Here is a 13,390-nt window from a genome sequence, read left to right on the forward strand (position 1 = left end):
CCGGGGACAGGAACCCCTGCCGCGCCGCCAACCCGGAGTGCCCAAGCTCCGGCCGGGACCGGCGGGCGATCGTGCCCGCCATCCACGCGGCGCGGGTGTCGAGCAGCCGGCGGGCCGACACGATCTGCCCCTGACCAGCCAACAGGGCGGCATCAGGCAGAGCCTCATAGTCCGCACTCGAAGAGCCCAACAGGGCCACAGCCTCGGCCACCTGCCTGAGGTCTTCCGCGAGGTTCATCATGTTCCAAGGATACCTTAATGGGCACACGTAGTCGAGAGTGGTTCACATACTTGGGCTAGTTTATTCGAAGATTTGTACGCTCATCTCGAGGGCGGCCTACCGGATCTCGACAGGCTCGACCACCGCGGCGGGAACCTCGGCTCGGCGGCTCGGCAACTTCGCGGCTCGGCGGCTCGGCAACTCGGCAACGCGGCAACTCGGCGGCTCGGCAACTCGGCGGCTCGGCAACTCGGCGGTACAGCGACTCCGCGAATCCGCGACTCCGCGACACAGCGACACAGCGACACAGCGACTCCGCGGCTCGAGGCTCGAGGCTCGCGGCTCGCGGCTCGAGGCTCGCGGCTCGCGGCTCGCGGCTCGCGGCTCGCGGCTCGAGGCTCGCGGCTCGCGGCTCGCGGCTCGCGGGTCGCGGGTCGCGGGTCGCGGAAGGCTCGACCGCCGGAGGGTCGCTGGATACCATGAACATCATGGTCGCTCATTCCGACAAACCCGTCCTGCTGTTTGTCTCCGTGACGGATTGGGAGGCTTGGCTGGAGGCCAATCTCCACCACGAGGGCATTCGTTTGCAATTGCGGAAGAAGCGATCTGCGGCGCCGGGGATCACCCATCCGCAGGCGCTCGAGATCGCGTTGTGCTTCGGCTGGATCGACGGGCAGGTGAGCTCCCTGGACGACGACTACTTTCTGCAGGCATTCACTTCCCGACGGCCCCGCAGTGTGTGGTCACAGATCAATCGTGATGCGGCCCAGGCCCTGATCGCCGAGGGGCGGATGCGTGCCGCCGGGTTGGCGGAAGTCAACCGTGCGCAGTCCGACGGACGCTGGGACGCGGCCTACCGCCAGAAGAAGAGTGAAGTCCCTGCGGACCTCCAGGCGGCCCTCGATGCCAGCCCGGCCGCCGCCGAGTTCTTCCGGGCTCTCACAGCGCAGAACCGATTCGCAATCCTGTTCCGCCTCGATGCAGCCAAGCGGGCCGAGACTCGCGCCACGAAGATCGCGACCTACATCGGCATGCTCGGGCGCGGGGAAACGCTCCACCCGCAGAAACCCCGGGCCACCCCTGCCGGTGAGACCTCGCTGGACGCATCGCTATAGAGTTCCGTCATATTCTTTGTAGGTCTTCACCGAGATCGGGTCCGCGCCGAATTCTAGATTGAGGAACATGACCTCCAGCAACGGCCTTGACCGCATCCCGACGCCCCACATTCTGAGCGTGCGCGATCTCGCCCAGATAGCCATCTTCGCCGCCCTGATCGCCGCTCTCGGACTGCCCGGCGCCCTGAGCATCGGGGCCGTGGCCGTGCCGATCACCTTCCAGACCCTCGGCGTCATGCTGGCCGGCGCCATCCTCGGTGCGCGCAAGGGCTTCTTCGCCGTACTCCTCCTGCTCGCCCTCGCCGCAGCCGGCCTCCCCCTGCTGTCGGGCGGGCGGGGCGGAATCGTCTGGTTCACCACTTCACCCGCCGCCGGCTACCTCTACGGCTGGCTGCTCGGCGCCCTGGTCATCGGCTACCTGACGGGACTGCTCCTCCCCCGCTACCGATTCTGGGCGGCGCTCGGTGCCACCGCGCTCGGCGGCGTCGTCGTGGTCTACCTGATCGGCGTGCCCGTCACCGCGATCAACCTGGGCCTGCCGATCTGGGTGGCCCTGGTCGATGCCACGAAGTTCCTGCCCGGCGACATGGTCAAGGTCGTCGTCACCGTACTGGTGGCCCGTCAGGTGCACAGGGCCTACCCGGGGCTGATTCCCCCGCGCCGACGCGCCGCCGCCGACGTCACTGCGGGAGCAGTCACCGCCCCGTCATGAGCACGATCGAGATCGACGGCGTCTCGCATGCCTTCGGTGAACGGATGGTGCTGCGCGACATCCGTCTGACCCTCACCGAACAGCGCATCGGCATCGTCGGGGCGAACGGGTCGGGAAAGTCCACCCTCGTGCGCCTGATCAACGGGCTGATCAAGCCCGACACGGGGACCGTGAGCGTCGGCGGCCTCGACGTAGCCCGGAACGCCAAGGCGGTGCGCCGGCAGGTCGGCTTCATCTTCACCAACCCGGACAACCAGATCGTGATGCCCACGGTCGCCGAAGACGTCGCCTTCACGCTGCGCCGCCGCGGGCTGACACCGCTCGAGATCACGACCCGCACGCAGGCGGCGCTCGTGCGCTTCGGCCTCGACCAGCACGCCGACCATCCGGCGCACCGACTGTCGGGCGGCCAGAAGCAGCTGCTCGCCCTGGCCGCCGTGCTCGTGGCCGAACCTGCCATCGTCGTCGCCGACGAACCGACCACACTGCTCGATGCGCGCAATGCCCGGAGCATCACCGAACTCCTGCTCGGCCTGAGCCAGCAGGTCATCGTGGTCACCCACCAGCTCGACCTGCTCGCCGCCTTCGACCGCGTCATCGTGATCGAGGACGGCCGGGTGGTCGCCGACGACACCCCAGAGGCCGCACTCGGCGCCTACCGTGAGCTGCTCGCATGATCGGGCTCGCATGATCGGTCTCTACCACCCGGGCCACTCGCTGATCCACCGCGCACCGATGCTCCTCAAGCTGGCGCTCCTCTCCCTCGCTGTGCTGCTCATCGGCCTGCTCGGCGAGCTCTGGCAGCTGGGCGTCTTCCTGCTCGGGGTCGCCGCACTGTTCCTGGTGGCGCGGGTGCCGCTGGGCGCGGCCTGGAAGCAGGTCGGGCCGATCCTCTGGATCCTGGTGATCGCCGTGCCACTCCAGGCCCTGTTCGCCGGCTGGACCACGGCCGGGCTGATGGCCGGCCGCCTGCTGATCGCCGTGGCGCTGGCGGCCCTGTTCACGCTGACGACCACGGTCACGGCCGTGCTCGAGGGGTTCCAGAAGCTGCTCCGACCGTTCCGGCGCTGGGTTGACGCCGACCGCGTCGGCCTGCTTCTCGCACTCACCCTGCGGTGTATCCCGCTCGTCGCCGAGATCGTGTCCGAGGTGATCGAGGCGCGCCGGGCGCGCGGCACCCAGGGATCCCTGCTCGCCCTGGCCGTGCCGGTGGTCGTGCGGTCGCTCTACGCGGCGGATGCGATGGGCGAGGCCCTGGCCGCCCGCGGTCTCGATGACTGAATCGCCTCGGCGGCACCGCTGAAATGGCGCCGTCGAGGCAACTCCGGCATGGCCACTCCGGCAGGGCTACACCCGCATGGCTACACCAGCAGGGCTACACCCGCAGGGCTACACCAGCAGGGCTACACCAGCAGGGCTACACCAGCAGGGCTACACCAGCAGGGCTACACCAGCAGGGCTACTCCGGCAGGGCTACTCCAGAAGGGCGGCTAGGTTGGGACCGACAGCCGTTTCCCGGTTCACCCCGACCGGACAGGTGAAGAGCGGAGCAAGATGACCCAGCCCGGCAGCCAGACCGAGGCGCGACGACCCGGACGGCTCCGACGCGGCATCCGTGCCGGCGGCTGGTGGAGCCTGACCGCGTTCGTGCTCGTCGTGATCGTGTTCCTGGCCTGGGCGAACACGGTGCGGGTTGCCGACCGGGCCGCCGCCGACCAGGTGTTCGCCAACCCGAACGTGACCGTCACCGACACCCCCAATTCCGTGATCCTCGCGCCCACCGACGATGCCGGCGACATCGGCCTGGTCTTCATTCCCGGTGCCCGGGTCGACCCCTACGCCTACCTCTACAAGCTGGCCGGCACGGTTGAGGACACCGGGGCGACCGTCGTGATCGCCAAACCGGTGCTCAACCTCGCCATTCTCGACCAGCGCCCGCTGTCCACGTTCACCGATGCCGTCCCCGACGTGTCCACCTGGTTCGTGGGCGGCCACTCGATCGGCGGCGTGCGAGCCTGCATGCTGGCCGACGACTCGAAGGTGGACGGGCTGGTGCTGTTCGGCAGTTACTGCGCGACCTCGCCGAAACGAACCGATCTGCGGGCCCTCAGTCTCAGCGGCAGCACCGACGGCCTCAGTACCCCGGAGCAGATCGCCGACAGGGCCGATCTGCTCCCGTCCGACACCCGTTTCGTCGAACTCGAGGGGGTCAACCACGCGCGGTTCGGTGATTACGGCGTCGAGAACGGCGACGGCGTGGCCACCGCGCCGACGGATGCCGTCGCCGCCGAAATCACCAACGAGCTCAGTGAATTCCTGTTGGAGACAACCCCGTAGGCGGCAACCTTGCCCGCACTGTGGTCGCGGGGCACACTGAAGCCGTCAGCACCTGACGAACCCGATCGTTGGAGGACGGCATGAGCACCCTGGTCATCTTTGATTCGAGCTCCGGCACCTCGGCGAGGTTCGGCAGCGCAGCGAATACCCGCACCGCAGCGAACTCGGACACCGCAGCGGCCGTCGCCGATGCGATCGCCGTTGAGCTCGGCGAAGGGACCAGGGCAGTCCCCGTCGACAGCCTCGGCCTGGACAGCCTGACCGGCATTGAGGTGCTCGTCGTCGGCAGTCCGATCGTCGGCTGGCGACCCTCGCCGCGGCTGCAGGCCTTCCTCGTCCAGCTTCATCCCGGCACCCTGCGGGGCGTGCGGGCGGCCGCCTTCGACACCCGGCTGCGCACGGTCCTCCACGGCGATGCCGCCGGGAAGATCTCGCGGGCGCTGGAGAAGGCTGGCGCGCACGTCGTGGCCCCGCCGACCGGCTTCATCGTCGAGGGTCGGGGTGGTCCGCTGGCTTCGGGCGAGGCCGGGCGGGCCGCTGCCTGGGCCGGCTCGATTGCATCCGTGCTGCGTCACTGAACTCCGCGTCCCGACTCTGGCGCGTCCCAGGCGCGCATGCACGCGCACGCAGACAGGCCCAGGTCAGCGTGACCTGGGCCTGTCTCGTGCGCTTTCGTCCGGAGTGCTGTGTTACTTGCTGGTCAGCGAGTCCACATATTCCTGGTTCTCGGAGATCCACTTAGCCACGATCGGCTCGTAGTCCTGGCCGTCGTAGTCGACGAACATTGCCTTTTCGAGCGAGTACAACTTGTCGAGGTCCATCTCGAAGCCCTTGATCCACTTGGTGGCCTGCGGGAAGTCCTTCGCGAAGTCGGCCTTCGCGTAGCTGTGCAGGGCCTCGGTGTTGTCGAGGGTGCCCTCGGGGTCCTCGAGGGTCTTGATCGGCAGCGAGCCGTAAGCCCAGTGCGGCTCCCAGAGGGTGACAACGATGTTCTCGCCGGCCTTCGTGGCGGTCGTCAACTCGGTGAGCATGGCGGCAGTCGACGAGGTCTGGTATTCCATGTCCTCGAGGCCGTAGGTCGGGATGACCCGGTCGGTGGTGGCCAGGGTCAGGCCGGCGCCGGGCTCGATGCCCACGATGGTGTTGTCGAACTTGTCCGCATTCGCGGCGAGGTCGGCGAGGGAATCGATCGGGGCGTCCTCGTTGACCGCGATGGTCAGACGGGATTCCTCGTTCCACGCGCCGAGGTCGACGATGTCGTCGCCGTACTCTTTCACGTAGGAGGCGTGGGTCTCCGGCATCCACACGTCCATGTTGAGGTCGTAGTCACCGGTCGAGAGACCCGAGTAGACGGGGGCGACGTCGGCGTATTCCAGCTCGGCGTTGTAGCCCTTCTCGTCGAGGATGGCCTTCCACAATTCAGAGACCGCGACACCCTCGTCCCAGCCGTTGAACACGGCGATGGTGATGTCCTTCTGGTCCTTGTTGCCGTCGCCGACGACGGCGGCTTCGGCGGAGGCGCAACCGCTCAGGGCGAGAAGCCCGGCGGCTCCGACGGCGATGAGGGACAGTGATCGGTTCTTCATGTTTTTCCTTTCTTGTCACCCTCGCGGGCGACCGGGGTCAAGCAGAGAATGAGGTGAATCAGCAGGTGAGGACTCCGAGGCTCCTCAGGCGGCCAGCGCCTGCTGGGCGCGGCGCTTGCGGGCCATCATGATGCGACCGAGCGGTGTGTCTCCGGTGCCCAGCGCCGCGGTGAGGCGGTCCAGGAAGATGGCCAGGATCACGACGGCCAGCCCGGCTTCGAAGCCGAGGGAGATGTCGATACGGTTCAGGCTGGCGACGACCTGGGCTCCGAGGCCGCCGGCGCCGACCATGCCCGCGATGACGACCATCGACAGCGAGAGCATGATGACCTGGTTGATGCCGGCCATGATGGTCGGCATCGCCAATGGCAGCTGGATCTGACGCAGGATGCGCCACGGCGAGGCGCCGAAAGCCGCTCCGGCCTCGACGACCTCCTGGTCGACGCCGCGGATGCCCAGCTCGGTCAGGCGAACACCGGGAGCCATCGCGAAGATGATGGTGGCCACGATGCCGGGCACGACGCCCACGCGGAACAGGATCAGCGCGGGGATCAGGTAGACGAAGGCCGGCATGGTCTGCATGAAGTCGAGGACCGGGCGGATGATGCCCGACGCCACGGTCGACTTCGCGGCCAGGATGCCGAGCGGCACGCTGAACGCGATCGCGAGCAGGCTGGCCACCAGCACGAGCGCGAGGGTGTCCATCGCGTTCTCCCATTGGTCGACTCCGACGATCACGAGGAGTCCGAGGATGGTGCCGATCATGAATTTCCAGCCACGGACGGCGAGGCCGAGGCCCGCAGCGAGCAGCACGATCACCCAGAAGGGCGGCGTGACGAGCAACAGGTCGACGAACTCGTAGGCGCCGTCGAAGATCACCCGGATGAAGTCGAAGAAGAACCCGAAGGTCGCGGTGACGTAGTCGATGAATCCCTCGACGAGGGTGCCCAGGGGAAGTCGGAAGTCGTTCACAGGTCGGCTCCTTCCAGAGCGGTGTCGCGGAGGGTTTCGGTGATCACGTTGATGGAAATCGTCGCCGGGGGCTCGATCACGGGCAGGTCGCCCGTGTTCGTGCTCACGTTGCCGAGCGCGGCCAGAAGGGTCACCCGCGGGATGACGCCGAGCAGACGGTTCTTCTCATCGACCACGGCGATCGACAGGTCGCTGCCTACCGACGGCTCCACCAGGTCGACCAGAGCGGTGTCCGGGCTGACGGAGATGACATCCGTTCGCACGATGGCGCGCAGGTCGGTCTCGCCGGCCTTGACCTGGCCCAGCACGTCGCGGTCGCGCACCACACCGGCGAAGCTGCGGTCGCGGTTCAGCACGAAGGTGGCGGAGGTCTGCAGGTCCCGCATGGTGCGGAGCGCCGCGCGGGGGCCGCCGGTGATCGTGACCACGGAACGCACAGGCTCCATCACGCTGGCCGCGGTCAGTACCCGGGCGCGGTCGACATCCTGCACGAACTGGGCGACGTAGTCGTTGGCCGGGTCGGTCAGGATCTCCTCGGGTGTGCCGATCTGCACGATCCGACCGTCACGCATGACAGCGATGCGGTCGCCGAGGAACATGGCCTCGTTGAGGTCGTGGGTGATGAAGATGATGGTCTTGCCGAGCGCGGCCTGCAGCTCGATCAGCTGTTCCTGCATCTCGCGGCGGATCAGCGGGTCGAGGGCCGAGAACGCCTCGTCCATCAGGAGCACATCGGTGTCGGCGGCGAGGGCACGGCCGAGGCCGACGCGCTGCTGCATACCGCCGGACAGCTCGGAGGGCAGGCTGTCGGCCCAGCCGTCGAGCCCGACCAGACGGATGATCGTGCGCGCCTTGGCCAGTCGCTCCTCGCGGCCCATCCCCTGCACTTCGAGGCCGTAGGCAACGTTGTCGATCACGGTGCGGTGCGGCAGCAGGGCGAAGTGCTGGAAGACCATCGAGATGTTCTTGCGGCGAACCTCGCGCAGCGCGGCGGCGGAGATTCCGGTGATGGACTGGCCGGCCACCGTCACGGTGCCGGACGTGGCGTCCAGCAACCCGTTGAGCATCCGGATCAGGGTGGACTTGCCCGAACCGGACAGCCCCATCACGACGAAGATCTCACCGCGGTGCACCTCGAACGAGGCGTCGATCACGGCGGCGGTGCCCAGCGAGGACACCTCATCGCGGCTGGCTCCCGCGGTCAGCTTCTTGACGAGCTCGTGCGGGCGACGCCCGAACGCTTTGTAGAGTCGATCTGCCTTCACGGCAATGGTTTCGGTCACGGATTCTCCCGGTGCACGCCGAGCGGGGCCGAATCACGGCGACGGAACGGATGCACGCTGTGTCGGACGGGTAGGCCGCGACCGGCCAAGACGCCGTTTCCGGGCGTGGGCTGGGGCGATCATGGGGATCGCGTCCGTCAGGGCCTCACCATACGAAGCGCCGTCCCGATGGGGTCGTGGCTGTACTTTCGCGTCCTGGTGAAGGGTCGTAAGACCAGCCACAACCGTAACACAATGGGTGTTTACGTCGAAGAATCTGCGAAATCAGGGCGTGTGTTCGGTTACAACTCGAACTGCAACACACTCGCGGGACAGTCTCGGGAAGCGGGCGCACGGTGGAACGCGCGCCCGCTTCCCGGACCTGCGCCGCGGGACATCCGTGCCGGGTCGCGATGGACGACCCAGGCGAACTCAGACCTTGAGCGCGGCCGCCTGAGCGACCTTCTCTGTCGCGGCGGCCGTCTCGGCGGCGCTGGGCACCCCGTGGTGGGCGATCATTGTGGTCTCGTCGAACGGCTCATGACGGTCAAGCACCCGGTCGACCTGGGCGCGATCGATCTCCTTGGTCCAGGAGCCGATCAGCACGGTGGCGACGGCGTTGCCGGTGAAGTTCGTGAGTGCTCGGGCCTCGGACATGAAGCGGTCGATGCCCACAATGAAACCGACCCCGTCGAGCAGCTGCGGGGCGTGGGCCTGCAGGCCGGCGGCCAGGGTCGCGATGCCGGCGCCGGACACCCCGGCGGCACCCTTGGAGGCGATGATCATGAAGGCAAGGAGGCCGATCTGCTCGCCCAGGGCGAGCGGCTGGCCCATGGCCGTGGCGATGAAGAGCGACGCCATGGTCAGGTAGATCGCGGTGCCGTCGAGGTTGAAGGAGTAGCCGGTGGGAACCGTGACGCCCACGACGGGCTTGGAGACGCCGAGGTGCTCCATCTTGGCGATCAGGCGCGGCAGCGCCGCTTCGGAAGAGGAGGTCGAGAAGATCAGCAGGTACTCGCGGCCGAGGTAGCGCATCAGTTTGAAGATGTTCACGCCGGTGACGATCTTGAGCAACCCGCCGAGGATGACGACGATGAAGAGCGCGCAGGTCAGGTAGAAGGCGGCCATCAGGGTGAAGAGACTGATCACGGCCTGGAAGCCGGTGGCGCCGACGACGGCTGCGATCGCGCCGAAGGCGCCGATCGGGGCGAGCCACATGACCATGATCAGGATGCGGAAGACCAGGGCCTGAACGTGCGCGATGCCCTCGAGGAGCGGTTTGCCGGCCGGTCCCATCTTCTGCAGCGCGAAGCCGGCGATGAGGGCCACCAGTAGGGTCTGCAGGATGTTGCCGGCCGTCAGCGCGGAGAACAGCGTGGTGGGGATGATGCCCAGGAAGAAGTTCGTCTCGGCGGCTTCCGGCGGCACGAAGGTGGTCGCCGTGAGGTCCAGTCCCGATCCGGGCTTGACCAGGTTGCCCACCACGAGGCCGATCGCCAGGGCGAAGGTGGACATGGTCAGGAAGTAGCCGAGGGCCAGTCCGCCGATCTTGCCGACCGTGGCGGCCTTCGCGATGGAGCCGATGCCGAGGATGATGGTGCAGAAGATGATCGGCGAGATCATCATTTTGATCAGGGCGATGAAGATGTCCCCGAGCGGTTTGAGCGAGACGGCGAATCCGTCCTTGCCGCCGAAGAGCAAGCCGACGATGACGCCGAGGATCACGGCGACGATGACCGCCATGTACAGGTAGTGGGACTTGTCGAACTTCTTCGCGGGCTTCTCAGCGCGATCGCGAGGCATTGACGCCATAAAAGACTCCTTTGTCTAGTAACTAGGCTGGGGTGAGGCGCTGGTGCGCCCGGACCATCCGTTGTGTTTTTCAGACTGGTCGACCGAGCTGCCTGCGTCACTGTTGCGGTCATATTGGTCACGGCCGACGCGCAACGCGGGCGGATGCACGGTGAGAGAAGGATGCGATGGGGCACGGCTGGAGCATTGCGCGCCGCCTGTTCCTGGCGAACGCCCTGTTCATCCTCGCGATGACCGTGTTCGTGGGAACCGCAGCCTTCGTCGATGCCCGCGACCGAGGCTTCGTCGCCGCCGAGGAACGGATGCTGGCAGTCGCCACCGCCATCGCCGACAACCCGCTCGTACTGGACGCCAGCCGCTCGAACGATCCCAGCGCGGTGCTCCAGCCGTACGCTGAGCGGGTCACCACCGACGCCGGCCTCGACTTCATCACGATCATGGCGCCCGACCGCACTCGCTGGACCCACCCGACGGAGTCGGAGATCGGCCGCCCCTACATCGGCACCGTCGCGCCCGCCCTGTCCGGGGAGCCGTTCACCGAGGTGACCACGGGCACGCTCGGCCCCTCGGTTCGTGCCATCGTGCCGATCACCGACGGGCAGGGAGCCGTGCAGGGTCTGGTAGCCGCGGGTGTGAAGACGAGCAACCTCTCCATTGCGCTGAGCGCGCGGCTGCCGGCCGTGCTGGCTGTGGCTCTGATCCTGCTGGCCGCGGGAACAATCGCCACCTGGCTGCTCGGTCGCTACCTGAGCCGGGTCACCCTCGGCTGGGGCCCGGAGCAACTCGCCCAGCTCTTCGTGTACTACGACTCGGTGCTGCATTCGGTGCGGGAGGGTCTGGTGCTGGTCGGCCTCACGGGGGAGGTCGTGCTCTACAACGACCAGGCCGCCCGGTTGCTCGGCCTGCCGCAGCGCTCACCGACCGGGGGTCGGGCATCCGCCGCCGCCGCCCAGAGCCTCGACCGGCTGAATCTTCCGCCTGCGCTGGCCGAACTGCTGCAGAGCGGCCGTCCCGCGACCGACGAGATCCACGTCACCGACACCCGAGTGCTGGTCATCAGCCAGCAGCCGGCGCTGACACCGGGCAACGGCCGCACCAAGCCCGCGCCGATGGGCTGGGTCGCCACCATCCGCGACCACACCGATCTCCAGTCGATGGGCAGCGAGCTCCGGTCGATGCGTACCCTCTCGGATGCCCTCCGCGCCCAGACGCACGAGCACGCCAACCGTCTGCACACCATCGTGTCCCTGATGGAACTCGGACGCGGGGCCGACGCCCTCGACTTCGCCACCAAAGACCTGGAGCAGAGCCAGCAGCTCACCGACGACATGCTCGACTCGGTGGACGAACCGGTGCTCAGCGCCCTGCTGATGGGCAAGTTCGCCCAGGCCAGCGAGCTCGGGGTGCTACTCACGGTCGAGGCGGCGGGACCCCTGGCCCAGTCCGGCCTGTCGGCGCAGGACCTGGTCACGGTCGTGGGCAACCTGGTCGACAACGCGCTCGACGCGGCCGCCGGTGGCGCGGCACCCCGCCGGGTGCACCTCTCGGTCAGTTCCACGCCCGAGGCGGTGACGATCGAGGTGGCCGACTCCGGACCCGGCGTCGACCCGGACGCCGTGACCGACATCCTCCGCCGCGGCTACAGCACCAAGGAGCCCGGCAGTTTCGGCCGGGGCCTCGGTCTCGCGCTGGTGCGGCAGACGGTCAACCGGCTCGGCGGCGGCCTCCGCATCACTCGCCGCGAGGGAGCCGTGTTCACGGTCACCCTCCCCCGGCAGCCGGAGCAGTCCGCCACGGCGGGCGAACCCGGCCTCCCGGCAACGGTGGGCGGATCACATGGCTGACCGGGACATCCGGGTGCTTGTCGTCGAAGACGAGGCCATCGCAGCCGAGGCGCACGCCGCCTATCTCGACCGTTTGACGGGTTTCGTGCACGCGGGCACGGCCGGCGACGGCCATGCCGCTCTGCGTGCCCTGGCCGCGGCCGTCGCCGCCGGGCAGCCCATCGACCTGGTGCTCATGGATATGACCCTGCCCGATCTGCACGGCCTCGACGTGAGCCGACGGATGCGCGCAGCCGGCCTGACCACGGACATCATCGCCATCACGGCCGTGCGCGAACTGCACATCGTGCGCGGAGCCGTGGCGGCCGGCATCGTGCAGTACCTGATCAAGCCGTTCACCTATGCGACCTTCGCGCAGAAGCTGGTGCAGTACCGGGACTTCCGGCTGCAGCTGGCCAGCCAGTCCGCGATGACCAGCCAGACCGACGTGGATCTCGCGTTCGCGAGCCTGCGCACCCCCACCGACCTACCGCGGCCGAAGGGTCTCTCCGAGGGCACCCTGGGTGCGGTGATCGAGTTCCTGAAGCACCAGACCGTGCCGGTCTCCTCCAGCGAAGTCATGGACCAGCTGGGCATTTCACGGGTGACCGCACGGCGCTACCTCGAGCATCTAGCCGACACCGGGTCGCTCGACCGGTCGCCGCGCTACGGAACGCCCGGACGTCCCGAGAACGAATACGCCTGGCGCCGCTGAGTCGCCCGGTTCAGTGCCCGGCGCGCTCCGCCAGGCCACGCACGTAGGCTGCCTGGCCGGCGTGCTGCAGGTCGTCGGAGAGCACACTGACCAGGCGCACGGCGAGGGTGACCGGCGGAGTCCATCCGGTGTCGACGATCCGGGAGTAGTCCGCCTCGGCGAGGGTGGGTAGCCAGGCGATGGTACGGGCATGCACCGCGTCGAAGTAGCCGACGAGCACGGATGCGTCCGCACGCACCTGACCGACGTCCTCGGTGGTCTGCCCGTAGCCGGTGGCGGCCCGATCGAAGGGCAGCGCGAAGCGGTCGGCCCAGCCGCCGCTGACCCAGAGCTGCTCCTCGTGCATGATCTCGGACAGGTGGTCGTCCTGCACGCGGGTCAGGTGCCAGATCAGCCACGCGATGCTGTTCGCCTCCGGGCTGGGCCGGTAGGTCAGCAGTTCCGCTCCGGCATCCGTGAGCACGGCGTGCACGGTTCCGCGAATGCGGTCATATGATTCGGCGATCAGGTAGCTCAACAGCATCCGTTGTCCTCCGATAGGTCATGGGTCGGCGGGCCTGTTGCACCCCCGCCCGGTCGGAGCCAGCGTAGACCGGGTCGTTGCCGGACCCTGCATTTCGCCACCCAACCCGTGTTGCGACCAACGCCGGAGGTGCCACCCCGGTGGTCGAGCCTGCCGAGACCCGATGCACCGCCACCCGAAGGCTCCCACCCCGGTGCTCGAGCACGTCGAGCCCAGAACCCAGAGCCCCCGGTAGTCGAGCCCGTCTAGCCCTGAGCCCTGAGTTCCGGTGGTTGAGCCTGTCGAAACCAGGGACCAGAGGCCTGGAACCACG

General features: G+C 67.9%; 14 protein-coding genes. 8 read left to right on the top strand and 6 right to left on the bottom strand.

Features of this window, described 5'->3' with window-relative positions:
• Positions 1–241: hypothetical protein (locus tag E3T28_RS06195; RefSeq protein WP_134428952.1), on the bottom strand; the 241-nt coding region annotated here is incomplete at its 3' end.
• Between the two features lie 458 nt (positions 242–699).
• On the opposite strand from E3T28_RS06195, the gene E3T28_RS06205 reads away from it, so the two are divergent.
• The 6 genes from E3T28_RS06205 to E3T28_RS06230 all read left to right on the top strand — a co-directional run bounded on the left by E3T28_RS06205 (position 700) and on the right by E3T28_RS06230 (position 4,962).
• The gene (locus tag E3T28_RS06205) at positions 700–1,335 is read left to right on the top strand and encodes a YdeI/OmpD-associated family protein (RefSeq protein ID WP_241979197.1); all 636 of its coding nucleotides are present in this window, start codon (positions 700–702) and stop codon (positions 1,333–1,335) included.
• A gap of 67 nt (positions 1,336–1,402) precedes the next feature.
• The gene (locus E3T28_RS06210; RefSeq protein ID WP_134428954.1) at positions 1,403–2,047 is read left to right on the top strand and encodes a biotin transporter BioY; all 645 of its coding nucleotides are present in this window, start codon (positions 1,403–1,405) and stop codon (positions 2,045–2,047) included.
• Positions 2,044–2,724, top strand: a complete 681-nt coding sequence (locus E3T28_RS06215) for an energy-coupling factor ABC transporter ATP-binding protein (RefSeq protein WP_134428956.1) — start codon at positions 2,044–2,046, stop codon at positions 2,722–2,724. Before E3T28_RS06210 ends, E3T28_RS06215 begins: the two co-directional genes overlap by 4 nt.
• Positions 2,725–2,734: 10 nt before the next feature.
• A complete protein-coding gene (locus tag E3T28_RS06220) occupies positions 2,735–3,328 on the top strand; it encodes a CbiQ family ECF transporter T component (protein WP_134428958.1) in 594 nt (197 codons plus the stop codon).
• Positions 3,329–3,601: 273 nt separating this feature from the next.
• Positions 3,602–4,384: an alpha/beta hydrolase gene (locus E3T28_RS06225; RefSeq protein WP_134428960.1), complete on the top strand. Its 783-nt coding sequence runs from the start codon at positions 3,602–3,604 to the stop codon at positions 4,382–4,384.
• Positions 4,385–4,464: 80 nt separating this feature from the next.
• The gene (locus tag E3T28_RS06230; protein ID WP_134428962.1) at positions 4,465–4,962 is read left to right on the top strand and encodes a flavodoxin family protein; all 498 of its coding nucleotides are present in this window, start codon (positions 4,465–4,467) and stop codon (positions 4,960–4,962) included.
• Between the two features lie 111 nt (positions 4,963–5,073).
• Here the strand turns inward: E3T28_RS06230 and E3T28_RS06235 are convergent, their stop codons facing one another.
• The 4 genes from E3T28_RS06235 to E3T28_RS06250 form a co-directional block, all read right to left on the bottom strand.
• Entirely contained in the window at positions 5,074–5,970 is an 897-nt protein-coding gene (locus E3T28_RS06235) for a glycine betaine ABC transporter substrate-binding protein (RefSeq protein WP_134428964.1), read from the bottom strand.
• Positions 5,971–6,054: 84 nt separating this feature from the next.
• The gene (locus E3T28_RS06240) at positions 6,055–6,942 is read right to left on the bottom strand and encodes an ABC transporter permease (RefSeq protein WP_134428966.1); all 888 of its coding nucleotides are present in this window, start codon (positions 6,940–6,942) and stop codon (positions 6,055–6,057) included.
• Positions 6,939–8,225 carry a quaternary amine ABC transporter ATP-binding protein gene (locus E3T28_RS06245; RefSeq protein ID WP_134428968.1) on the bottom strand — a complete coding sequence of 429 codons (1,287 nt, stop codon included), beginning with the start codon at positions 8,223–8,225 and terminating at the stop codon, positions 6,939–6,941. Before E3T28_RS06245 ends, E3T28_RS06240 begins: the two co-directional genes overlap by 4 nt.
• 411 nt (positions 8,226–8,636) lie before the next feature.
• Positions 8,637–10,016: a cation:dicarboxylate symporter family transporter gene (locus tag E3T28_RS06250; RefSeq protein ID WP_134428970.1), complete on the bottom strand. Its 1,380-nt coding sequence runs from the start codon at positions 10,014–10,016 to the stop codon at positions 8,637–8,639.
• A gap of 167 nt (positions 10,017–10,183) precedes the next feature.
• Here E3T28_RS06250 and E3T28_RS06255 point away from each other — a divergent pair, with 167 nt between their 5' ends.
• Together E3T28_RS06255 and E3T28_RS06260 are read left to right on the top strand one after the other, a co-directional pair.
• Positions 10,184–11,860, top strand: coding sequence for a sensor histidine kinase (locus E3T28_RS06255; RefSeq protein WP_134428972.1), 1,677 nt, complete (start codon positions 10,184–10,186; stop codon positions 11,858–11,860).
• Entirely contained in the window at positions 11,853–12,554 is a 702-nt protein-coding gene (locus E3T28_RS06260) for a response regulator (RefSeq protein ID WP_134428974.1), read from the top strand. Before E3T28_RS06255 ends, E3T28_RS06260 begins: the two co-directional genes overlap by 8 nt.
• Positions 12,555–12,564: 10 nt before the next feature.
• On the opposite strand, the gene E3T28_RS06265 is transcribed toward E3T28_RS06260, so the two are convergent.
• The gene (locus tag E3T28_RS06265; protein ID WP_134428976.1) at positions 12,565–13,077 is read right to left on the bottom strand and encodes a mycothiol transferase; all 513 of its coding nucleotides are present in this window, start codon (positions 13,075–13,077) and stop codon (positions 12,565–12,567) included.
• Positions 13,078–13,390 lie beyond the last annotated feature (313 nt).

This window comes from Cryobacterium sinapicolor (assembly GCF_004403465.1).
Classification (GTDB): Bacteria; Actinomycetota; Actinomycetes; order Actinomycetales; family Microbacteriaceae; genus Cryobacterium; species Cryobacterium sinapicolor.